Origin of the sequence: Cupriavidus necator N-1 (assembly GCF_000219215.1) — a bacterium.
Taxonomy (GTDB): Bacteria; Pseudomonadota; Gammaproteobacteria; order Burkholderiales; family Burkholderiaceae; genus Cupriavidus; species Cupriavidus necator.
The window spans coordinates 703,887-724,673 of sequence record NC_015723.1; the positions used below are offsets into that span (position 1 = coordinate 703,887).

At 68.5% G+C, this 20,787-nt stretch carries 21 protein-coding genes; 11 read left to right on the forward strand and 10 right to left on the reverse strand.

Annotated features, from left to right (window positions below):
* Nucleotides 1–4 precede the first annotated feature (4 nt).
* The 5 genes from CNE_RS21310 to CNE_RS21330 are packed head-to-tail and all read right to left on the reverse strand — an operon-like array spanning nt 5 to nt 4,964.
* Nucleotides 5–1,003, reverse strand: a complete 999-nt coding sequence (locus tag CNE_RS21310) for an acyl-CoA dehydrogenase family protein (protein ID WP_013952345.1) — start codon at nt 1,001–1,003, stop codon at nt 5–7.
* Nucleotides 1,004–1,041: 38 nt separating this feature from the next.
* Nucleotides 1,042–2,202 carry an acyl-CoA dehydrogenase family protein gene (locus CNE_RS21315; protein WP_013952346.1) on the reverse strand — a complete coding sequence of 387 codons (1,161 nt, stop codon included), beginning with the start codon at nt 2,200–2,202 and terminating at the stop codon, nt 1,042–1,044.
* Nucleotides 2,203–2,242: 40 nt separating this feature from the next.
* Entirely contained in the window at nt 2,243–3,232 is a 990-nt protein-coding gene (locus CNE_RS21320) for a tripartite tricarboxylate transporter substrate binding protein (protein ID WP_013952347.1), read from the reverse strand.
* A gap of 50 nt (nt 3,233–3,282) precedes the next feature.
* Nucleotides 3,283–3,744: a MaoC family dehydratase gene (locus CNE_RS21325; RefSeq protein ID WP_013952348.1), complete on the reverse strand. Its 462-nt coding sequence runs from the start codon at nt 3,742–3,744 to the stop codon at nt 3,283–3,285.
* Nucleotides 3,741–4,964, reverse strand: a complete 1,224-nt coding sequence (locus tag CNE_RS21330) for a CaiB/BaiF CoA transferase family protein (protein ID WP_013952349.1) — start codon at nt 4,962–4,964, stop codon at nt 3,741–3,743. Before CNE_RS21330 ends, CNE_RS21325 begins: the two co-directional genes overlap by 4 nt.
* Before the next feature lie 106 nt (nt 4,965–5,070).
* Here CNE_RS21330 and CNE_RS21335 point away from each other — a divergent pair, with 106 nt between their 5' ends.
* A complete protein-coding gene (locus tag CNE_RS21335; RefSeq protein WP_013952350.1) occupies nt 5,071–5,961 on the forward strand; it encodes a LysR family transcriptional regulator in 891 nt (296 codons plus the stop codon).
* A 24-nt stretch (nt 5,962–5,985) separates the two neighbouring features.
* Here CNE_RS21335 and CNE_RS21340 read toward each other — a convergent pair whose 3' ends face one another.
* Entirely contained in the window at nt 5,986–7,182 is a 1,197-nt protein-coding gene (locus CNE_RS21340) for a helix-turn-helix transcriptional regulator (RefSeq protein WP_013952351.1), read from the reverse strand.
* A gap of 135 nt (nt 7,183–7,317) precedes the next feature.
* Nucleotides 7,318–7,629: a hypothetical protein gene (locus CNE_RS41060; RefSeq protein WP_148271647.1), complete on the reverse strand. Its 312-nt coding sequence runs from the start codon at nt 7,627–7,629 to the stop codon at nt 7,318–7,320.
* On the opposite strand from CNE_RS41060, the gene CNE_RS21345 reads away from it, so the two are divergent.
* Entirely contained in the window at nt 7,628–7,882 is a 255-nt protein-coding gene (locus CNE_RS21345; protein ID WP_041228808.1) for a FitA-like ribbon-helix-helix domain-containing protein, read from the forward strand. The genes CNE_RS41060 and CNE_RS21345 overlap by 2 nt on opposite strands.
* Nucleotides 7,879–8,307, forward strand: a complete 429-nt coding sequence (locus CNE_RS21350; protein ID WP_013952353.1) for a type II toxin-antitoxin system VapC family toxin — start codon at nt 7,879–7,881, stop codon at nt 8,305–8,307. The genes CNE_RS21345 and CNE_RS21350 overlap by 4 nt, the downstream gene beginning before the upstream one ends.
* 27 nt (nt 8,308–8,334) lie before the next feature.
* On the opposite strand, the gene CNE_RS21355 is transcribed toward CNE_RS21350, so the two are convergent.
* On the reverse strand, nt 8,335–10,704 hold the full coding sequence (locus CNE_RS21355) for a mechanosensitive ion channel family protein (RefSeq protein ID WP_013952355.1): 2,370 nt from the start codon (nt 10,702–10,704) through the stop codon (nt 8,335–8,337).
* A 264-nt stretch (nt 10,705–10,968) separates the two neighbouring features.
* Between CNE_RS21355 and CNE_RS21360 the strand changes: the two genes are divergently transcribed.
* Together CNE_RS21360 and CNE_RS21365 are read left to right on the forward strand one after the other, a co-directional pair.
* Complete coding sequence (locus tag CNE_RS21360) at nt 10,969–11,751, forward strand: SDR family NAD(P)-dependent oxidoreductase (protein ID WP_013952356.1); 783 nt, start codon at nt 10,969–10,971, stop codon at nt 11,749–11,751.
* A gap of 75 nt (nt 11,752–11,826) precedes the next feature.
* Nucleotides 11,827–13,410 (forward strand): fatty acid--CoA ligase, encoded by a 1,584-nt coding sequence (locus CNE_RS21365; protein WP_013952357.1) that lies wholly within the window; start codon nt 11,827–11,829, stop codon nt 13,408–13,410.
* 85 nt (nt 13,411–13,495) lie between these two features.
* On the opposite strand, the gene CNE_RS21370 is transcribed toward CNE_RS21365, so the two are convergent.
* Complete coding sequence (locus tag CNE_RS21370) at nt 13,496–14,488, reverse strand: Bug family tripartite tricarboxylate transporter substrate binding protein (RefSeq protein ID WP_013952358.1); 993 nt, start codon at nt 14,486–14,488, stop codon at nt 13,496–13,498.
* A 112-nt stretch (nt 14,489–14,600) separates the two neighbouring features.
* A complete protein-coding gene (locus CNE_RS21375; protein WP_013952359.1) occupies nt 14,601–15,695 on the reverse strand; it encodes a porin in 1,095 nt (364 codons plus the stop codon).
* A 314-nt stretch (nt 15,696–16,009) separates the two neighbouring features.
* On the opposite strand from CNE_RS21375, the gene CNE_RS21380 reads away from it, so the two are divergent.
* The 6 genes from CNE_RS21380 (at nt 16,010) to CNE_RS21405 (ending at nt 20,783) form a co-directional block, all read left to right on the forward strand.
* Entirely contained in the window at nt 16,010–16,894 is an 885-nt protein-coding gene (locus CNE_RS21380; RefSeq protein ID WP_013952360.1) for an alpha/beta fold hydrolase, read from the forward strand.
* Between the two features lie 251 nt (nt 16,895–17,145).
* The gene (locus CNE_RS21385; protein WP_404997174.1) at nt 17,146–17,451 is read left to right on the forward strand and encodes a recombinase-like helix-turn-helix domain-containing protein; all 306 of its coding nucleotides are present in this window, start codon (nt 17,146–17,148) and stop codon (nt 17,449–17,451) included.
* A gap of 40 nt (nt 17,452–17,491) precedes the next feature.
* Complete coding sequence (locus CNE_RS21390; RefSeq protein WP_013952362.1) at nt 17,492–18,553, forward strand: aromatic ring-hydroxylating dioxygenase subunit alpha; 1,062 nt, start codon at nt 17,492–17,494, stop codon at nt 18,551–18,553.
* Nucleotides 18,546–19,319, forward strand: coding sequence for an SDR family oxidoreductase (locus CNE_RS21395; protein ID WP_013952363.1), 774 nt, complete (start codon nt 18,546–18,548; stop codon nt 19,317–19,319). Before CNE_RS21390 ends, CNE_RS21395 begins: the two co-directional genes overlap by 8 nt.
* Before the next feature lie 34 nt (nt 19,320–19,353).
* The gene (locus tag CNE_RS21400; RefSeq protein ID WP_013952364.1) at nt 19,354–19,890 is read left to right on the forward strand and encodes a cupin domain-containing protein; all 537 of its coding nucleotides are present in this window, start codon (nt 19,354–19,356) and stop codon (nt 19,888–19,890) included.
* A 38-nt stretch (nt 19,891–19,928) separates the two neighbouring features.
* Nucleotides 19,929–20,783 (forward strand): IclR family transcriptional regulator, encoded by an 855-nt coding sequence (locus CNE_RS21405; protein WP_041228809.1) that lies wholly within the window; start codon nt 19,929–19,931, stop codon nt 20,781–20,783.
* Nucleotides 20,784–20,787 lie beyond the last annotated feature (4 nt).

The following is a 20,787-nucleotide window of genomic DNA, read 5'->3' on the forward strand; positions in this document are numbered from 1 at the left end:
CCGCTCAGGCGGCGGGCGCGGGCTCGCACCATTCGCGCACCAGCTCCACCGCGTTGCGGCCGGCGCTGGCGCACACCGCCTCGCCCAGCACCCGGCTCCACCAGCGCTCCGACCCGTCCGCCATGCGCCACGCATGCAGCCGGCGCGTATAGAGCTGCAGGTCGTATTCCTCCGTGATCCCGATGGCGCCGTGCACGGCGTGGGCGATGGCGGCCACCGGCGTGACCGCGTCGCTGGCGCGCAGCTTGCCGATGGCCGCGCGCAGCCGGTCGGGCGTGCCGGTGCCGCTGTCGCAGGCAAGCTGCGCCGCCACGCGTGCCGCGGCAACGTGCTCGGCCATCTCGCTGACCTGGTGCTGGATCGCCTGGAACTTGCCGATGGCGCGCCCGAACTGCTGGCGGTCGTTGGCGTACTGCAGCGTGAGGTCGAGCACGTGCGACAGCGCGCCGGCCAGTTGCGCCGTGTGCAGGCAGGCGCCCAGCGTGCGCAGGGTGCCGGCGGGCAGTGCAAAGGCCGCTGGCGCCGAGGCGTCAGGGCGCGGCACGCGCAGCGTCAGGTCGTGATGGGCGCCGGTCGCTTCGGCGCGGGCGTCGGCCGCCGCCAGCAGCAGGCAACGTTCGCCATCCTGCAGCAGGAACCACTGCGCATGGCGGGCGTCGGCCACCAGCGCCGCGCCGGCGCCGTCTTCAAAGCCGGCGAGTGCGACCGGGCCGGCGGGCAGGGCGATGCCATGCGCCTGCAGCAGCGCGCGCGCAAAGATGGTCTGCGCCAGCGGCAGCGGCAAGGCGTGGCGGCCGGTGACAAAGAGCACCGGCGCCAGCTCGCGCAGCGGCAGCGCGGCGCCGCCGGCGGATTCGGGCAGCAGGCAATCGGCAAAGCCGCTTTCCAGCAGCGCTTGCCACAGCGGCTGCGGGTCGGCCTGCTGTTCCAGCGCGCGCACGGTGGCGGGCGGGCAGCAGTCGCGCAGCAGCGCGTCGAGGGCGTCGGAGTAGGCGTTATGCATGGGTATCTCGTTCAGGATGGCGGTCGACGGAGGCGGATTCAGCGCAGGCCGAGTCCGCGCGCGATCATGCCGCGCAGGATTTCGCGGGTGCCGCCGCGCAACGAGTACGACGGCGCGATCTGCGTGACATAGGCCAGGGTGCGGTACAGCGCCCCATCGGCCGCCAGCGCGGGTTCATCGCCGAGCGCGGCTTCCACCAGTGCCGGAATCGACTGCTCGAAGGTTGTGCCCAGGTCCTTCACCAGCGCGGCCTCCACCACCGGGCTTTCGCCGGCGGCGAGCCGCGACGTGACGGCCAGCGACATGGCGCGCAGCACCGCCAGGTGGCCGGCGAGCCGGCCCGCGGTCACCGTGTCGCGCCGTGCCGGCGGCAGCCGGCGCATGGCGTCGAGCCAGGTGTCGAGCAGCACCACGCTGGAATAGAGGCGCTCGGGGCCGCTGCGCTCGAACGCCAGCTCCGCGTTGACCTGCTCCCAGCCGCTGCCTTCCTGGCCGACCAGCGTGTCCGGGGCCAGCGCCACGTCGTCGAAGGTGACTTCGGAGAAGTGCGCATCGCCCGCCAGGTCGTGGATCGGCCGCACCGTGACGCCCGGTGCGTGCAGGTCGACGATGAACTGCGACAGCCCGGTCTGCCGGTCCTGCGGCGTGCCCGAGGTGCGCACCAGCGCGATCATGAGGTGGCAGCGGTCGGCATTGGTCGTCCAGATCTTGCGGCCGTTGAGGCGCCAGCTGCCGTCCGCCTGGCGCACCGCGCGCGTGGCCACGCTGGCCAGGTCCGAGCCGGAGTTGGGCTCGCTCATGCCAATGCAGAAGAAGGCCTCGCCGCGGCTGATCGCCGGCAGGTAGCGCGCCTTCTGCGCGTCGTTGCCGTAGCGCAGGATCAGCGGGCCGCTCTGGCGGTCGGCGATCCAGTGCGCCGACACCGGCGCGCCGCAGGCCAGCAGTTCTTCCACCAGCACGAAACGCGAAAACGGGTCCAGGCCCGCGCCGCCGAACTGCGCCGGCAGCGTGATGCCGACCCAGCCGCGCGCGGCCAGTGCCCGGCTGAAGGCGGCATCGAACCCCATCCACGAGCGCGCGCGCGTTTCCGGCGGCAGCGCGGGCAGGTGTGCATCGAGAAAGGCACGCACCTTGCCGCGGAACGCCACGGCGTGCGGCGGCAGGGAGGTCAGGCTGAAGGTGGAAAGCAATGCGGTCACGGTGAAATCCTGTGTCTGGTATTGGCTGGTGGCAGTGGTCTCAGTCCAGCGTCGCGCCTGAATCCTTCACGACCTTCTGCCAGCGCGTCATTTCCGCGCTGAGGTAGGCGGCGTAGGCCTCCGGGGTCGACCCGCGCGGCTCCGCACCCTGCGCGGCCAGGCTTGCGCGCGTCTCGGGGTGGGCCAGCGCCTTGGTGGCGGCGGCATTGAGCTTGCGCACGATCTCGGCCGGTGTCCTGGCCGGCACCATCATGCCCTGCCAGGCGCCGACCTCGAAGCCCGGCTGCACGGTTTCGGCAAGGGTCGGCACGTCCGACAACTGGGCGCTGCGCGTGGTGCTGGTGACTGCCAGCGCGCGCATGCGCTTGTCGCGGATGAAGGGCAGCGATGAATTGATGGTGTCGGCCATGAACTGCACCTGTCCGCTGGCCAGGTCGGTCAGCGCCGGTGCGCTGCCCTTGTAGGGCGCGTGCACCGCCGACAGACCGTTGGCCTGCAGGAACATGAAGGCCGCCAGGTGCGTCACGTTGCCGTTGCCGGCCGAGCCATAGGTGAGCTTGTCGGGGTTGGCCTTCAGGTACTGGATGAACTCTTTCACGTTCTGTACCGGCAGCTGCGCGTTGACCTCCAGCACCAGCGGCACCATCGCCGTCAGCGCCACCGGCGCGAAATCGCGTTTCACGTCGTAGCTGAGCTTGTGGTAGAGCGCCGGGCTCAGCGCGATCGACGAGGTGTTGTACAGCACCGTATAGCCGTCGGGCGGCGCCTTGGCGACAATCTCCGCGCCGATATTGCCGTTGGCGCCGGGCCGGTTGTCGACCAGCACCTGCTGGCCGAGCGCCTCGCTCATGCGCCGTGCGATCACGCGCGACACCAGGTCGGTCGGGCCGCCCGGCGGGAACGGCACCACCATGCGGATCGGGTGCGACGGATAGGCGGCATCGGCGGCCGCCGCCGGCTGCGCCAGCACCGCCGGCAATACGATGGCTGCCGCGGCAGCCAGTGTCGTGATGAAAGTCTTTGCCTTCATGTGCTTGTCTCCTCCGTCCATGCAGCCACGCGGCGGGTGCCGCCGTGGGTTCAGCGTCCCGCCAGCAACCGGCGCGCGGTGTAGGTCATGACCTGCTCACCGCGCTGGTTGAATACCTCGATGCGCGAATCCACCACAGCGCGGCCGCTGCGCGAGGTCGGGCGGATGCCGGTCACGGTCACGGTGGCGTGGATGGTGTCGCCCACCATCACGGGCGCGTGGATCTGTTGTGTCAGTTCCAGCATGGCCAGCCCGGTGCCCTGGATCATGGTCTGCAGGATAAAGCCCTCGATCAGCGTGTAGGTCAGCGCCGCCGGTACCGGCCGGCCCTGGATGGCGCCACCGTCATAGCCGGCTTCGATGAAGATGGCCTCGACCATGCCGGTGACGGAGATGAAATTGACCAGGTCGGTCTCGGTCACGGTGCGGGCGAAGGTGCGGAAGGCCTGGCCTTCCTGCAGGTCTTGCCAGTAGAAGCCCTGGCCGAGGCGGGGCAGTTCTGCATGCGTCATGGTGTCTCCTTGGCGGGTGCGCAGCGTGCGGCACCGCTTTGTTGCAATTGCGCGATCGCTTCTGCGGATAGTCCCGCCTGCGCCAGCACGCTCCCGGTGTGCTCGCCCAGCCGCGGCGGGATGCCCAGCGGCGCGCGCTGGCTGTCGAAGCGCACCGGCGCGCCGGGAAAACGCAACGTGCCCATGGCCGGGTCTTCGACGGTTTCGAAGAAGCCGGTGGCGACCAGGTGCGGATCGGCCGGCAGATCGTCGAGTTCATTGATGCGCGCCACCGGGATCTGCAGGCGTTCGCACAGTTCCACCCAGTGCGCAGTGGTCTGTCCCAGCACGATTTCGCCGGTGAGCTCGTACAGCGTTTCGATATGCCGCGTGCGTGCCGCGATATCGGCAAAGCGCGCATCGGCGGCCAGCCCGGGGCGATCGGCGGCGTGAAAGAAGTCGCGCCAATGCACATCGGTGTACGGCATCATGCAGACATAGCCGTCGGCGCTGCGGTACGGGCGGCGCAGCGGCGCCAGCACGCGGGGGTAGCCGCTGGGGCCGCGCGGCGGCTCGAAATGGCGGCCGTAGAAGTGCTCGACCAGGTTGAAGGCGACCATGGATTCGAACATCGGCACCTCGACCAGCGTGCCGTGGCCGGTGCTGCCGTCGGCATTGCGCCTGGCGCGCCCGGCCAGCGCCGCGCAGACCGATAGCGCTGCCACCAGCCCGCTGGTCTTGTCCGCGGCGATGGTGGGGAAGTAGCGGCTGTCGCCGGTTTGCGCCGCCATCAGCGCGGCATTGCCGGACAGGCCCTGGATGATGTCGTCGTACGCTGGCCGGCCGCCATAGGGGCCATCCTCGGCAAAGCCGAGCAGGCTGACAAAGACCAGCTCCGGGTGGCGCGCCCGCACGTCGTCAGGCGCCAGCCCCAGCGCGGCCAGCTTCTGCGGGCGCATGCTGTGCATCAGCACGTCGGCGCCGGCCAGCACGCGGTCCAGAGCGGCCTGCGCAGCCGGCTGCTTCAGGTCCAGGACCACGCTGCGCTTGCTGCGGTTCACGCCCAGGAAAATGGCCGCCATGCCGGGCTCGGCGGCGGGGCCGGTGCGGCGCGTGGAATCGCCCTCGGGCGGCTCGACCTTGATCACCTCTGCGCCAAGGTCGGCCAGCCACTGGCTGGCATACGGCCCCATCACCACCGTGGACAGGTCGACCACGCGGATGCCTGCAAGCGGCAGCATGTTGTCCCCGATCTTGTTGACTGTGGGGCACAGGGTAGTTCAGCAGGCGAGGCTTGGTCTAATATTAGTTTTTTAGAAATCGATATTCAGAGGATATTAACGAGCCATGGACTTCCGCCAGCTGCAGCAGTTTGTCGCCCTGGCTGAGACGGGCAACTTCCACCGCGCCGCCGAACGCCTGCACATGGCGCAGCCGCCGCTTTCCATTTCCATCCGCAAGCTCGAGGACCAGCTTGGGACGGCGCTGTTCGTGCGCACTTCGCGCGGGGTGCGGCTGACACAGGCGGGCGAGGCCGCGCTGCACGATGCGCGCCGTGCGCTGTTTCATGCACAACAGGCACGTGCCGCGGCAATCGCTGCAGGGCAGGGCGAGCGCGGCGCGCTGCGCATCGGCTTTATCGGGTCGGCGACGTATGCGCTGCTGCCCAAGCTGATCCCGGCGTTCCGCGCGGCGCATCCCGGCATCGAGCTGATCCTGCATGAATCCACCACCGCCGCGATTCTGGACCGCCTGGAAAAGCACCAGATCGACGCCGGCCTGGTGCGCTTCCCGATCCTGAACACGGGCAACTATTCGCTGACGCCGCTGGAAAACGACGTCTTTGTCGCGGCGGTGCCGGCTGACAGCCCGCTGGCAAGCGCAGACGCCATCCCGCTGCGCGCGCTCGCGGACGAGCCTTTCATCATGTATCCGGCGGCGCAGGTGCCCAATCTGCACGCGGTGGCCATGCTGCTGTGCCAGCAGGCGGGCTTTGTGCCGCGCGTCACGCAGGAGGCGGTGCAGGTGCAGACCCAGGTCAGCCTGGTCGAGAGTGGGCTTGGCGTGGCCCTGGTGCCGAGCGTGGCGGCACGCTACGCCAACCGGCGCGTGCGCTTCCTGCCATTGTCCAGCCCGCGTCCGGCCGGGCGCATCGGCATTGCGCTGGCGGCGCGGCCCGACGACGGCGACCGCCAGGTGCAGCGCTTCCTGGCGGCGGCGCAGGCGGCGGTGAACTGATGGGAAGGCGGGTGGTGCAGCGTCTCAGGCGGCGCGCGTGCGCGGCGTGCGCGGCCGCGCGGGCGGGGTCACGCCGGCGCGCTCCAGGTTCACGCCCGGCAGCAGGTGCAGCAGCCGCACCAATTCCGACTGGCGATGCGTGCCGGTCTTGCGCAGCGTGTCGCGGATATGCACGCGCACGGTGTGGGGCGAGAGAAATTCGCGCTCGGCAATTTCGTTGAGGGTTTCGCCGGCAGCCAGGCGGATCGCGATAATGCTTTCCTTGCGCGACAGCCCGAACAGCGAGGTCAGCACGCCGGCATCCAGCACCGAGCGCGATTCCGAGTTGCCGAACAGCATCATCGCGGCCGGCAATTGCCACGGGCCTTCCACCGGCTGGCGCGACACCAGCGGCGTGACGATGATCGGCACCGGCTGTCCGCCCGAGGTGATGTGCATCCACGAGCCGGAGGCCGCCTCAGTGCCGCGGGCACGCATGGCACCGTCGAGCAGCTTGCGCAGCACCGCCTGCAGCGTGTCGCTGTGGGCGCGCAGCACGCCGCCCTGCAGCGACAGGTGGCCGTCGGCCTGCACCAGCGCCTCGGCCCAGCTGTTGGCGTAGCGCACGCGCAGGTCCGCCTGCAGCACCATCACGCCGAAATCCAACGTATCCAGCCCGGCCAGGCCCAGGCTGGCCAGCCCGCTCAGCTCGAAGTTGCGCTGCTGCATCCGTGCCGCGCGCACCCAGTGCGGCATCACGTGGGCCAGGCGCCGCTCGCGCTGGCCTGTGCTGATGCTGCCCGCGCTGGTGCCGCTCATCAGCACGCAAACCTCGGCGTTCTCAATCAGGCGGATGCCTTGTTCCAGTCCGCTGCAGGCCAGCGCAGCCGTGGCTGCGTCCGTCATGCCGCCATTGTGCGACGCCGCCAGCGCGGACGTGCCGTCGCAGGCCAGCGCGGGGGCGTCATTGGGGGGGCAGCAAGCGCCCGGATGGGGCAGGTCGAGCGGACCGGGCAGCCAGTCGGGCATGCTGACGCCGCTGGTGAAGCAGCCGTGCGGGGTCACGCCAAGGCGGGCATGGCCGGCAAGCTTGTCCCAGATCAGGTAACGCGGGCTGCCTGTGCAGGTGTAACGGGAAAAGAGGTCGAGGGCGGCGGGCATGACCGCAACGTCCAGCGCGGACTCGTAGATTGAGTCGACCAGACGATGGAAGTCCTCGTCCGTAGTCGGGTGTTCGCCCATGTTCAGATCCCCCCGGTGGCAAACGCCTATTGCTCTGCGCCACGGCAAGTGGCTACATCTCTTTGTGTTATCGGTTCCGTTCTGGCGTTCTGTACTGCGCCGATACGGATGCTGCTGGCGGCGCGCATTGTCCCGTCATGTCCGCCGTAACGCAATCATGCCAAACAATGTTGTTTGTTTTATCCCCCGTATCGGGGGGGGAAACCCGGATTGCGCGACGTAACTCCCCGCCAGGCCGGGCAGGGGCGTGATCATGTCGCGGCGCGATGGTAATACCCGAGAAGAAAAGAAATTTCCAGCGCTGAAATAGTGCGCGACGTTCCACATGCGCCACGAATCTGTTGGCGCTTGCGCCACAGGTTCGACCCAGCAAGGCCACAGCATTTGTTTGAATGACAGCATTGGTGTAATAATGCAGTCATTGACTGCATCCATGGAGGCGATCATGCCGATCCTGACCGTTAGAAATGTGCCCGACGACGTGCACCGTGCGCTGCGGGTCCGTGCCGCCCAGAACGGACGCAGCACTGAAGCTGAGGTGCGTGAGATCCTGGCCAGCGCGGTGATGCCGCAGAAGCGCGTGCGCCTGGGCGATGCGCTGGCGATGCTTGGCCGCGAGATCGGCTTGTCGAATGCGGACGTTGAAGCGATCGAGCAGGGCAAGGACAAGGCAGCGGCCGAGCCGGTGAGGTTTGAATGATCGTCCTGGATACGAATGTCATTTCCGAGGCCATGAAGCCGGAACCGGCTGACTCCGTGCGCTGCTGGCTCAACGACCAGGCCGCCGAGACCTTGTACCTGTCCAGTGTGACGCTGGCCGAACTGCTGTTCGGCATCGGCGCGCTGCCCGCGGGCAGGCGCCGCGCCATGCTGGCCGCTGCGCTGGACGGCCTGGTGACGCTGTTCGAAGGGCGCATCTTGCCGTTCGACACGAATGCGGCCCGGCACTATGCGGAACTCGCCACTGCCGCCAGAAGCCGTGGCCGCGGCCTTCCCACGCCGGATGGCTACATCGCCGCGATTGCCGCGGCCAACGGCATGATAGTCGCGACGCGGGATGTGTCGCCCTTTGAAGCGGCCGGGCTGCAGGTGCTCAACCCGTGGCTGGCGCCGCCTCCGTCGTGAAGAGGAACGCCCGCGCCAACCGCATTGCTACTGTCCCTGAATCGTCGGATCAGTCGCCCGCTGGGTCGCTTTTTCGTTGGCGCTTTCCGGATCCAGTAGTTGCGCTGCGCCGCCACCCACCTGAATCGTCAGGCTCGGCGATGCCATGCGGATGCCGCTGGCGTCGAAATTGCGCTTGAGCCGCGCATTGAAGGCGCGCGTGATCTCGGCCTGCATCAGGGGCCGGGTCTTGAACTGTGCCATCACCACCGGCCCGTTGGGGTCGAAACGGTCCAGCCCCAGGATGTCCAGCCCAGACATTAGGTTGCGCGCGTAGCGATGGTCGCGCGCCAGTTCGGCGCCGGTGGTGCGGATCAGCTCCAGCGCCTGGTCCAGGTCGCTCTGGTAGGTGATGCCGATGTTGAACACCGCGTAGGCATAGCCGCGCGACAGGTTCTTGACTGCCTTGATCTGGCTGTACGGCAGCGTGTGCAGCGCGCCGCGGCCGTCGCGCAGCCTGACCGTGCGGATGGTCATGGCTTCGACCACGCCGGCGTGGTCCGGCAGTTCGATCGAGTCGCCGATGGCGATGGAGTCCTCGACCACGATGAACAGCCCCGTGATCAGGTCCTGCACCAGGCTTTGCGCGCCGAAGCCGATGGCCAGGCCGACCACGCCCGCGCCGGCCAGCAGCGGCGTCACATTGACGCCCAGGTTGGCCAGCACCGCGATCACCGTGATCACCAGCAGGCCGATGAGCGAGGCGTTGCGCACCAGCGGCAGGATGGTCTTGACCCGCAGGCTGGGCTGCGCGCCGCGCCCGTGCGCCGGCGACAGTGATTGCATGATGGCGGTGTCGATCAGCAGCCAGACCAGCCAGGCCAGCAGCACGGTGCTGGTGACGCTGAAGACCGTCTCGGTGAGATGGCGGCCCGCGGCGGACGACTCGGCCAGGCGCACCAGCGACGTGCCCCAGATGCGCATCACCATCTCAATGAAGACCGCCCAGATCAGCACGCGCACCAGTGCCAGCGCAAAGCGCCCGAAGCGCTGCAGGTAGGCCGAGCGGCGGCGGTCGCGGATGCGCGGCGGCCGCGCGGTGGCCTTGGGCGAGTGCCCCGCCACCATCGTCAGCAGCAGCCCGGCGAGGAACAATGCCACCGATGCCACCGTGCGGCGCAGGAACACATCCGCATGGCCGGTGGCCAGGATGGTGCCGACCACCGATGCCACTACCACCGCCAGCACCGGCAGGTGCCAGGCCTGCCCGGCCAGCCGCAGCAGGTCGGTCGCGGCCGGGTGGGCCTGGCGGAAGGCCAGCGGCCGCTGGCTGATCAGCTGGCCGATCTGCCGGCGGAAACACAGCGCGAACGCGCCGATGCCCAGGGCTGCGGCGATATTGGCCACGGTGGCCACCAGCGCGCACAGGTTGGTGCCGAGCACGGCGATCACGCGGCTGTCGGTGGCGCCGTCGCCCAGCGCCGCCAGCGCCCCCGTGCAGATCAGCAGCCACGGTGAGCGCGCCAGCAGCTGCCGCACCGCCAGCTGCCGGTGCGCGCTGCGGAACAGCGTGAAGATGACCTGGCACACCGCTGCCGCGATCGCTCCCGCCACGATTGCATACGCTACCAGCACGGCGGCGACGCTGGCCGGCGATTGGGCAAATACGCGTTGGGCCAGCAGCGAGGTCAGCCCGAATGCCACCACCCAGGGCCCGATATGGCGCAGCATGAAGACGCCGACGTCGACCCACGATGGCAGTTCGGGCAGCTTGCCGCGCTCGGCGCGCGTGGGTTTGCGCGCGCGCCGGCGCCGGATGCGGTGGCCGATCTCCCACAAGACCCCGCCGCTCACTGCCCAGGCTGCCAGCACCAGCGCGAATTCACGCAGCGAGGCCAGCGTCGTGCGGGCGCCGTTGTGGGTGAGCGCGGCGTGCCATTCCTCGCCCGCGAAGCGCGTGCGCCAGCGCCAGAACTGCCACGGGCCGCGATCCTTGCGCAGATGGGTATCGACTTCGTCCAGCACTTCAGCGACGGCACCGATCAGGCCGGGCGCGGAGGCACCGGCCGGGGCTGCCGCGGCGGAGGCGGGCGCGGCCCCGGAGTCACCCAGCCCCTGGCGCATGGTTTGCAGCTGGCCCACCAGGGCGCGCCGCTCGCCGTCGTTCTGCAGCGTGGCGATCACCTGGTCCAGCGACTGCGCCAGCGGCACGCTGGCGGCGGGTGCGCTGGCCGGCGCCGCGGGCTTATCCGCCTTGCCCAGCAGTGCGGCGAGGGAGCCGGCCGGGGCGGCGTGCGCCGGAATGGCGCACAGCAGCGTCAACAGCGCGGCCAGCACGGCGAACGCACGCAGCACCGGCCGCAGTGCGGCATGCCAGCGGGGCGCAGGGGTGGGGGCGTGGTGTTCGGGTTTGTGCATGGTTCGTAGTCGGTTGCCGGTGCCGGGCGGCGCCGGAATGGCCGTCGATCGCGTCACTGTAGCGCATTGGTCGCGCCGGGTGCCGGAGCGCGCCGCAGGCACGCGCCATCCTCATTCGTCGCTTCGGACGATGCGTTGCAACGGCCGATCCACGAATCTCGACCCTACTCCGGTACAGGCGATTCTTGCGCCTGCCGGCTTCATCAAACCGCGGGGCCGCGCTGGATCCGGCCGGGCCAGGAACAAGAGACAAGGGAAGACGATATGGAACTCAATGCATCGGTATCGGCAGTGGTGACGGGTGGCGCTTCGGGCCTGGGCGCGGCGACGGCACGTGCGCTGGCAGCGCAGGGCGTGCGCGTCGCATTGTTCGACCTCAACGTGGAGAAGGGCGAAGCGCTGGCGCGTGAACTGGGCGGCGTGTTCTGTCAGGTCAACGTCACCTCGGAGGCCGAGGTCGAGGCCGGCTTTGCCAAGGCGCGCGCCGCCATCGGCCAGGAACGCATCCTGGTCAACTGCGCCGGCACCGGCAACGCCATCAAGACCGCCTCGCGTTCCAAGGAAGCGCCGGACCAGATCAAGCATTTCCCGACCGATGCCTTCGAGCGCATCATCCAGATCAACCTGATCGGCACCTTCCGCTGCATCGCACGCTCGGCCGCGGGCATGCTGACGCTGGACAGCGCCGGCGGCGAGCGCGGCGTGATCGTCAATACCGCGTCGGTGGCGGCGCAGGACGGCCAGATGGGCCAGGCCGCGTACTCGGCATCGAAGGCCGGCGTGGTCGGCATGACGCTGCCGATCGCGCGAGACCTGGCGGGTGAAGGCATCCGCGTCAACACCATCTTGCCGGGCATCTTCAATACGCCGCTGCTGCAGGGTGCGGCAGAGAACGTCAAGGCCGCGCTGGCCGCTTCGGTGCCGTTCCCCAAGCGCCTGGGGCAGCCGGAAGAGTTTGCCTCGCTGGCCGTCGAGATGTGCCGCAACGGCTATTTCAACGGCGAGTCGGTGCGCCTGGACGGCGCCATCCGCATGGCGCCGCGCTGAGCGTAGCGCCAGCACATCGTCGTGTCCGGGCCCGCGCACCGCTGGTCCGGACACTATCAGAATCAGGAGGCGCGGATGGACTTCAGCTATCTGACGACATTGCCCCACGCGGTACGCCACTTCGCGCGCCTGCGGCCCGAGGCGGTGGCGTATGCGTTCGAAGGCCGGCAGACCACCTATGCCGAGTTCGAGCGGAACACCAATCGCGTGGCACAGGCCCTGCTGGCTGAAGGCGCCGGGGTCGGCGAGCGCATCGGCTATATCGGCAAGAACAGCGACCACTATTTCGAGCTGCTGCTTGGCGCGTCCAAGATCGGCGCGGTGATGACGCCGGCCAGCTGGCGCCTGGCGCCGCCCGAGGTGGAGTTCATCCTCGGCCATTGCGATGCCGTGGTGCTCTTCGTCGGGGCGGAATCGGCGGCAATGGTCCGGAACCTGCTGCCCGCGCTGCCGATGGTGCGCAAGGTGGTGGTGATGGAGCCGTGCGCCGAGCAAGGCGACTGGCAGTGCTACACCGGCTGGCGCGACGCGCAGCCGGATACGCCGCCCGCGCACCAGCCCGCCGCGCATGACGTGCTGCTGCAGCTGTACACATCCGGCACCACCGGCCGGCCCAAGGGCGCGATGCTCACGCACCGCAACCTGACCATCGGCACCGAAGTCAGCGAGCGCGAGAACGTGCGCTGGTCGCACTGGGTCGCCGACGATGTTTCGCTGGTGGCGATGCCGGTGGCGCATATCGGCGGCTCCGGCTGGGGCCTGCGCAACCTGCTGTCCGGTGCCAAGGGCGTGGTAGCGCGCGAGTTCGATCCGCGCGCGGTGCTCGACTTTATCGAGAAGGAACGCATCAGCAAGCTGTTCCTGGTGCCGGCCGCGATGCAGATCGTGCTGCGCGACCCGCGCGCGCGCCAGGTGGACTACTCGCGCCTGAAGTACCTGCTGTACGGCGCCGCGCCGATTCCGGCGGCGCTGCTGCGCGAGGGCATCGAGGTGTTCGGCTGCGGCTTCGTGCAGCAGTACGGCATGACCGAGACCACCGGCACCATCGTGGCGCTGCCGCCCGAGGACCACACCACCGAGGAAGTGCCGCGCATGCGTGCCGCGGGCAAGCCGCTGCCTGGCGTGGAGATCAAGGTGGTCGACTATGAAGGCCGCCAGCTCGCGCCCGGCGAGGTCGGCGAACTCGTGGTGCGCTCGCAGCACAACATGGCCGGCTACTGGAAGCAGCCCGAAGAGACCGCGCGCACCATCGACGCCGAAGGCTGGCTGCGCACCGGCGACGCGGGCTACATGGATGCCGACGGCTACCTGTACATCCATGACCGCGTCAAGGACATGATCATCAGCGGCGGCGAGAACGTCTATCCGGCCGAGGTTGAAAGCGCGATCTACGGCCACCCGCAAGTGGCGGACGTGGCGGTGATCGGCGTGCCCGACGAGAAGTGGGGCGAGGCGGTCAAGGCCATCGTCGTGCTCAAGCCCGGGCAGGCGCCGGACCAGGCCGGCATCATCGCGTGGACGCGCCAGCGGCTGGCGGGCTTCAAGGTGCCCAAGAGCATCGAGTTTGTCGAAGCGCTGCCGCGCAACCCATCGGGCAAACTGCTGCGGCGCAAGCTGCGCGAGCCGTTCTGGGAAGGGATGAACCGGCGGGTGAACTGACGCTGGCAAGCAGCAAGCCAAAGCACCAAAGCAAAACCCGCCGTGACTGGCGGGTTTTGTTTTGCCTGCCGGCATTGCTCCGGCCTCAGTCGGCCTGGATGCCGAACTCCTTGACCACCTTGGTATAGCGGGCCGTGTCGGCTGCGATCAGCTTTGACAGCACCGCGGGCTCGCCGCCCGAAGGCGTGACCGCGATGGTGGCCATGCGCGCCACCACGTCGGGCATCTTCAGGATCTCGTTGACGTGCGTGTTGAGCGTGCGCACCAGGTCGGCCGGCATGCCCTTGGGCCCGAGCAGGGCCTGCCAGGCGCCGATTTCCACGTCCTTGTAGCCCAGCTCGGCCAGCGTCGGCACGTTGGGCGCGAACGGCGAGCGCTTCTGGTCCGCCACCGCCAGCGGCACCAGGCTGCCGTTGCCGACGTACTGCGAGATCGCGCCGTAGGTGATGTAGGTCACCGGCACCTGCCCGCCGATCACGTCGACGATGGCGGGCGCCAGGCCGCGGTAGGGCACCTGGCTGATCTTGATGCCGGCGGACTTGTTGAACAGTTCGCCCATGATGTGCATCGGCGAGCCATTGCCGGGCGTGGCATAGGTTTCCACCTTGCCGGCCTTGGCGCGTGCCACCAGGTCGCTGACCTTGGTGATGCCGGTGCCCTTGTTGACGACCACGAACAGCGACTGCGTGCCGATCTGGCTGATGGGCGTGAAATCGTGCTGCACGTCATAGCTGGCGCCGGCGCCGGCCTTGAGCACCAGCGGCGCGATGGCGACGGTGTTGGGGGCCAGCAGCAGAGTGTAGCCGTCCGGGTTGGCGCGCGCCACGTAGGCGCTGCCGATGGTGCCGGCGGCGCCGGTGCGGTTTTCCACCACCACCGACTGCTTCAGGCGCGGGGCGAGCTTTTCGGCGAACATGCGCGCCAGCACGTCGACGTCGCCGCCGGCCGGGTAGGCCACAACGATGGTGATGGGCTTGTTCGGGTACGCACCCTGGGCCAGGGCGGTGCCGCCGGTGGCAGCGACCAGGGCGGTCGCGGCGGCCAGCGTGGCGAGTACTTTGCGGCGTACGGACTTCATGATGTTCAGACCTCTGTAAGACGCGGCGCCCGGACGGGCCGGGGCCAATGGCTGTGTTGGCGTCCGGCGCGTTGCATGCGCCGGACGGTACCGCCGGGGGGCGCGGAGGAAATCAGAAAACGTGCTTGATGCCGATCATCGAGCCCCACTGGTTCTCGCCCGGGCGCGGGTTCGAGCCAGGCGAGCCGCCGCTGACTGACATGGCCAGCTGGCCGCCGTTGTTGATAAAGCCGGCGGTGGCGTACACCGAGGTGCGCTTGCTGAAGCTGTACATCGCGCGCAGCGTATAGAGCATGGCCTGGTTGTCGCTGCCGTGGTAGTTCAGGAAGTAGACCTGGCCCGCCAGGTTGACCGCGGGGGTGATGTCGTAGGACGCGCCGGCGTAGTACAGGTCGCTGATCGGCGTGCGGCTGCCCTCGTTGTCGCGGCGGATCCAGCCGGCGCCGATCTTGGCGCGCTGGAACAGCATGTAGCCGCCCAGCGACAGGCGGTCGTCGGTCAGGTTGCTGTTGGTCAGGCCACCGAAGGCGCCCGGGCCGCCGCGCTGCGAGTCATACGCGGCGGTGACGCCCCAGGTCTTGTTGTCGTAGCCGAGCATGGCCGACCACTCGCGGCACGCCTTCTTGTCGGCGGCGTTCTCGCCGGCGCAGTTGGTGCCCGAGGGGCTGGGGCCGGCGTTGACCGCGTCGCGCCCGAAGCTGTAGGTGGCGCCCACCACGAAGCCGTTGAAGTTGGCCTTGTACGACACCGCGTTGTCGGCGCGCGTATTGGGCAGGTAGCTGTCGAGCGAGCCCGAGCCGTACACGTTGGGCCCCAGGACGTCGCTGTCGAGCGTGGCCCAGAACAGCATGGTGTACTGCCGGCCGAACGACAGCGTCCCGTACTGGTTGGTCAGCCCGACCAGAGCCTGGCGCCCGAACAGGCGGCCGCCCTGATTGGAGGTGCCCGAATCCGGCGAGAAGCCCGACTCCAGCACGAAGATGCTCTTCAGGCCGCCGCCCAGGTCTTCGGTGCCGCGGATGCCCCAGCGCGAGGGCACGGTCGCGGTCAGGTTGGGCATGCGCACCAGGCCGTTGCCGTTGGCGCCGACATTGCTCACATACTCGACGCCCGTGTCGATGACCCCGTACAGGGTGACCGAAGATTGTGCCGAGGCCAGCAGGGGGAGAGCCGCGGCCAGGCCTGCGGCAATTCGTGCAAGTTTCATCTACCAGTTTCCTTCCGTTTTCCGTTTTGTCGTCTTGTTGTCCGCTGCCACTACGGATGGCGGCCGCGAATGCTGTTTCGGTCTCTTTTGTGTTTTATATATGAAACATCAAACAACATAAGAAACGTTAGGCAAAATATAGCCGTGAGTTTCCACAAGATGTGAGGAGGGTTATCCCTAGTGAGGCGGCGCCACGACGGCTAACGCCGGCTCTGCGCACAGGTTTTCGCTCTCCCTATCGTTAACCCTCATCCCGGTTGGACCCCGACACGCCTATGCTTCAAAAGTTTTATTCTCAAACCTAAGTTTTATATATGGAACAAAATCAGCCTCGCAAGCCAACTGAGCCAGACCGGCAGTTGCTGGAAGCCCTCGACAGCGGGTTTGCCCAGCGCGTGGTGCAGGTGGGCGCGGGCGGCGAGCGCGTGGCCTACCGCTGCGGCGGGGGCACTGGCCCGGCGGTCGTGCTGCTGCACGGCATCAGTTCCGGCGCGGCGTCGTGGCTGCCGTGCGCGAGCCTGCTGGCCGCGCACGCGCGGGTGATCGCCTGGGATGCGCCGGGCTATGGCGATTCGTCGCCGCTGGCGCAGGCGCGGCCATTGGCATCTGACTACGCGCAGCGGCTGGACGGACTGCTGCAGGCCCTGGGCGTGCAGCCGGCGCTGATCGTCGGGCATTCGCTGGGCGCGCTGATGGCGGCGGCCTATGTCGCCAACGCGCGCCAGCTGCCCGCGCGCCTGCTGTTGCTCAGCGTGGCGCAAGGCTACGGCGGCGCGGGAAGGGAAGCCCAGGCAAGGGAGGTTGCGCGCCAGCGGCTGGAGGCGCTGGAATCCCTGGGCGTCGATGGCCTGGCGCAACGCGGGCCGGCCCGGCTGCTGAGCGAAGAGGCCGACCCCGGCGCACAGGCATGGGTGCGCTGGAACATGCAACGGCTGAACCCGGACGGCTACCGGCAGGCGGTGGCGATGCTGTGCGGCGACGACATCCACGCCTACCTGGCGCAGCGCCCCGATGCCTTGCCCACGCAGATTGCCTGCGGCAGCCATGACGTGGTCACCACGCCGCCCGCCTGCGGCACGCTGGCCGAACGCTTCGGCCTGCCGTTCTCGCTGATCCCCGATGCCGGCCACGCCTGCTATATCGACCAGGCCGCCGCCACCGCGCGGCTGATCCGCTCGGTGCTGGACGACATCACCTGAAGCCACCGCGGCGGCGCCTGCCGCCGCATCCCACGTGGTGGCGCGCACCTTGCGCCACCCCTTCCAGATTTCGTAGTGCCGATCGCGGGTTAACCCCAGTCAATTTTTGTGGCCGCGTTGTCTATAGTCGTACCTGTGTTCAATATCTAAACCAGTGTTTCATTAGTAAAACGTAGCCAGGCGATCGCAATACCGGTCGACGCGGCACGCGGAACACGGTCCCCCCGCTGCAAGACATGGAGCAAAGCGCAATGGAAAGCCTCACGTACAACCCGAACCTGGTGCCCTGGGAGCGTCCGGCGCCGAACAACGTGGCAGGCAAGGGCCATATCGAGCAACCCGGCAAGGTCGCCAACATCGTCTGGCAGACCCGCGCCGCCGCACCGACCGCCTATGAGAACGCGCTGGGCGATGCCCTGGAAGCCGCGTTCGAAGGCGGCGCGCAGAACCCGCAGGACATCGTGCGCGCCTTCAACGACGCCGGTTTCCTGGGCGTGGACGGCCAGCGCTGGACCGAAGAGCGCTTCCTGTCCGAAATGCGCCGGCTGGGTGCCTGAGCCCGCCCCAGTCCAAGTCCAGCCTCGAAGCGAGAAAACCATGGAATCGAACAAGCAAGCCCGCACCGAAGCCCGCCTGAACACCGGCCTGCGCAACTACTGGTACCCGGTCGCCGCCTCGTGGGCGGTGTCCCATGCCCCGATCGGCATCACCCGCCTGAGCCAGAACATCGTGCTGTGGCGCGACGGCGAAGGCCAGGTCCACGCCCTGGAAGACCGCTGCCCGCACCGAGGCGCGCGCCTGTCGATGGGCTGGAACCTGGGCGACCGCGTTGCCTGCTGGTACCACGGCGTCGAGGTCGGCGGCGACGGCCAGGTCAAGAGCGTGCCGGCGGTGGAAAGCTGCCCGCTGGAAGGCCGCACCTGCGTGCGCAGCTACCCGGTGCAGGAAAAGGCCGGCGCCATCTTCCTGTGGTTCGGCGACCAGGCCCCGCAAGGCGAGGGCAGCCCCGACGAACTGCGCCTGCCGGAAGAACTGGTCAGCGAAGAACACAGCAACTTCCTGTGCGTGGCGCACTGGGACTGCAACTACCGCTACGCCATCGACAACGTGATGGACCCGATGCACGGTGCCTACCTGCATGCGGTGTCGCACTCGATGGCCAGCGGCGAGAAGTCCGCCGTGATGCAGGTGCGCGAGACCGAGCATGGCCTGGTGTTCGAGAAGACCGGCCAGCGCGGCGTCAATTTCGACTGGGTGGAATTTGGCGAGACCGGCACGCTGTGGCTGCGCCTGGCGATTCCGTACCGCGCCAGTGTCGGCCCGGGCGGCCCGTTCGGCATCGTCGGCATGGCCACGCCGGTGGATGAAGACCACTGCATGGTGTTCTTCTGGCGTACCCGCCACGTGCAGGCCTGGGAGCGCGACGTGTGGCGCTTCCTGTATCGCAACCGCCTGGAGCAGCTGCACTGGGACGTGCTGGAGCAGGACCGCGTGGTGCTGGAAATGATGGCCCCGAACGCGCGCGACCACGAGATGCTGTACCAGCACGACGCCGGCATCACCCGCGTGCGCCGCCTGCTCAAGCGCCGCGCCGAGCAGGAAGTGGCCGACGAGCCCGTCGCCATGCTGCAACCCGCCGGAGCCGCCAGCCATGCCTGAGGCAAACACCAACAACACCTTGCTGGCCGGGCGCAAGGTGCTGGTCACAGGCGCCGCGCGCGGACTGGGCCTGGCCTTCGTCAAGGCGCTGGCCGAAGCCGGCGCCACCGTGGCCATGGCCGACATCCTGGCCGAGCGCCTGCAGCAGGAAGCCGACGCCCTGCGCGCCCGCGGCCTGAAGGTGGTGCCGGTCACGCTGGACCTGTCCGATCCGGCCTCGGTGCAGGCTTGCGCCGAGGCCGCGGTCAAGGCGCTGGGCGGGCTCGACGGCCTGGTCAACAACGCCGCGGTGACGGATTCCGGCGGCCGTGACGCCGCCACCATCGACATCGCCACCTGGGACCGCGTGATGAACGTCAACGTGCGCGGCACCTGGCTGATGACCACCGCCTGCCTGCCGGCGCTGCGCGCCAGCGGCCGCGGCGCCATCGTCAACCTGGCTTCGGACACGCCGCTGTGGGGCGCGCCCAACCTGCTGGCCTACGTGGCGAGCAAGAGCGCCATCATCGGCATGACCCGGTCGCTGGCGCGTGAACTGGGCAAGGACCAGATCACGGTGAACGCCGTGGCCCCGGGCCTGACGCTGGTGGAAGCCACCGAATACGTGCCGCAGCACCGGCACGACCTGTACCGCGAGCAGCGCGCGATCACGCGCGAGCAACTGCCCGACGATGTTTGCGGCGCGGTGCTGTTTGCACTGTCCGACCTCGCCCGTTTCGTGACCGGCCAGACGCTGGCGGTCAACGGCGGCTTTGTCATGCATTGAACCAACCGATCCACTGAAAACAGAAGGAATCCAAATGAGCGATCTTTCTCAACCACAAAACATCAAGCGTTCCTGGGACCAGCCGGAGGACGCCTCGTTCGACCAGTGGATGGAAAGCCGCGTGGCGCGCTTCTCCACGCGCAAGTACGACTGGGACGCGCTGAAGTTCCAGGCCGACTACGACCCCAAGTACCGCCGCGCGCAGATGCGCTACCTGGGCACCGGCGGCACCGGCGTGGCCGCCGACACCAACACCGTGCCGAGCGAGCATTTCACCTTCTCCACGATGATCATCCCGGCCGGCCATGAAGGCCCGTCGCATATCCACACCGATGTGGAAGAGGTGTTCTTCATCCTGCGCGGCAAGGTCAAGCTGATCCTGGAAAAGGACGGCGAGCGCTTCGAGACCATCCTGACCGACCGTGACCTGGTCTCGGTGCCCCCTGGCGTCTACCGCGAGGAAATCAACATCGGCGAGGAAGACGCGCTGATGTGCGTGATGCTGGGTGCCAAGAAGCCGATCACGCCGACCTACCCGCCCGAGCATCCGCTGACGAAGATCAAGCGCTAATGCCGGCGAACGTCCGTCAGCACGCATCCACCGAAGCCATGAGCAGCAACCCCATCCCGGCCACGCCCGCCGCCAACGAGACCCCGGACAAGTACATCGTTCCGGGCCTGGAGCGCGGCCTGCGCCTGCTGAGCGAGTTCAGCAGCAAGGACCGCACCATGTCGGCAGCGGAACTGGCGCGCCGTCTGAAGGTGCCGCGCTCGACCGTGTTCCGCCTGCTGGCCACGCTGGAAATGCTGGGCTTTGTGGAACGCGCCGATGGCGGCCGGGATTTCCGGCTGGGCATGGCCGTGCTGCGCCTGGGGTTTGAATACCTGGCGTCGCTGGAGCTGACCGAGCTGGGCCGCCCGCTGCTGGAGCGGCTGCGCGACGAGATCGGCTACCCCAGCAACCTGGTGGTGCGCGACGGGCGTTCGATCGTCTACGTGGCCAAGGCGGTGTCGCCGCGGCCGTTTGCCAGCTCGGTCAACGTCGGCACGCGCCTGCCCGCGCATGCCACGGTGCTGGGGCGCGTGCTGCTGGAAGACCTGTCGCTGGCGGAGCTGCGCACGCTGTACCCGGAAACGCACCTTGCGGTGTTCTCCGAGAGCACGCCGCGCACGGTCGACGAGCTGCACGAGATCGTCCAGCGCGACCGCGAGCGAGGCTACGTGTTGCAGGAAGGCTTCTTCGAAGCCAGCATTTCGACCATTGCCGCGCCGGTGCGCGACCGCACCGGCAAGGTGGTGGCGGCGCTGGGCGCAACCATCCCCGCCGCGCATATCGATCCGGCGCAGCTGGATGCGATGGTGGAGAAGGTCAGGGATACCGCGGGCGAGCTGTCGCGCCTGCTCGACTACCGCCCGTCGCTGCACAGCAGCGGCGCCAAGGTGGTGAATCTGTATCGGGAGTGAGGAC

Coding starts and splice junctions, on each gene's coding strand:
- CNE_RS21320 (WP_013952347.1), bottom strand. CDS start 3,232: ATGAAGGCAAAGACTTTCATCACGACACTGGCTGCCGCGGCAGCCATC.
- CNE_RS21355 (WP_013952355.1), bottom strand. CDS start 10,704: ATGCACAAACCCGAACACCACGCCCCCACCCCTGCGCCCCGCTGGCAT.
- CNE_RS21395 (WP_013952363.1), top strand. CDS start 18,546: ATGCCTGAGGCAAACACCAACAACACCTTGCTGGCCGGGCGCAAGGTG.
- CNE_RS21335 (WP_013952350.1), top strand. CDS start 5,071: ATGGACTTCCGCCAGCTGCAGCAGTTTGTCGCCCTGGCTGAGACGGGC.
- CNE_RS21340 (WP_013952351.1), bottom strand. CDS start 7,182: ATGGGCGAACACCCGACTACGGACGAGGACTTCCATCGTCTGGTCGAC.
- CNE_RS21370 (WP_013952358.1), bottom strand. CDS start 14,488: ATGAAGTCCGTACGCCGCAAAGTACTCGCCACGCTGGCCGCCGCGACC.
- CNE_RS21375 (WP_013952359.1), bottom strand. CDS start 15,695: ATGAAACTTGCACGAATTGCCGCAGGCCTGGCCGCGGCTCTCCCCCTG.
- CNE_RS41060 (WP_148271647.1), bottom strand. CDS start 7,629: ATGATCGCCTCCATGGATGCAGTCAATGACTGCATTATTACACCAATG.
- CNE_RS21365 (WP_013952357.1), top strand. CDS start 11,827: ATGGACTTCAGCTATCTGACGACATTGCCCCACGCGGTACGCCACTTC.
- CNE_RS21405 (WP_041228809.1), top strand. CDS start 19,929: ATGAGCAGCAACCCCATCCCGGCCACGCCCGCCGCCAACGAGACCCCG.
- CNE_RS21400 (WP_013952364.1), top strand. CDS start 19,354: ATGAGCGATCTTTCTCAACCACAAAACATCAAGCGTTCCTGGGACCAG.
- CNE_RS21385 (WP_404997174.1), top strand. CDS start 17,146: ATGGAAAGCCTCACGTACAACCCGAACCTGGTGCCCTGGGAGCGTCCG.
- CNE_RS21310 (WP_013952345.1), bottom strand. CDS start 1,003: ATGCATAACGCCTACTCCGACGCCCTCGACGCGCTGCTGCGCGACTGC.
- CNE_RS21360 (WP_013952356.1), top strand. CDS start 10,969: ATGGAACTCAATGCATCGGTATCGGCAGTGGTGACGGGTGGCGCTTCG.
- CNE_RS21345 (WP_041228808.1), top strand. CDS start 7,628: ATGCCGATCCTGACCGTTAGAAATGTGCCCGACGACGTGCACCGTGCG.
- CNE_RS21325 (WP_013952348.1), bottom strand. CDS start 3,744: ATGACGCATGCAGAACTGCCCCGCCTCGGCCAGGGCTTCTACTGGCAA.
- CNE_RS21350 (WP_013952353.1), top strand. CDS start 7,879: ATGATCGTCCTGGATACGAATGTCATTTCCGAGGCCATGAAGCCGGAA.
- CNE_RS21330 (WP_013952349.1), bottom strand. CDS start 4,964: ATGCTGCCGCTTGCAGGCATCCGCGTGGTCGACCTGTCCACGGTGGTG.
- CNE_RS21390 (WP_013952362.1), top strand. CDS start 17,492: ATGGAATCGAACAAGCAAGCCCGCACCGAAGCCCGCCTGAACACCGGC.
- CNE_RS21380 (WP_013952360.1), top strand. CDS start 16,010: ATGGAACAAAATCAGCCTCGCAAGCCAACTGAGCCAGACCGGCAGTTG.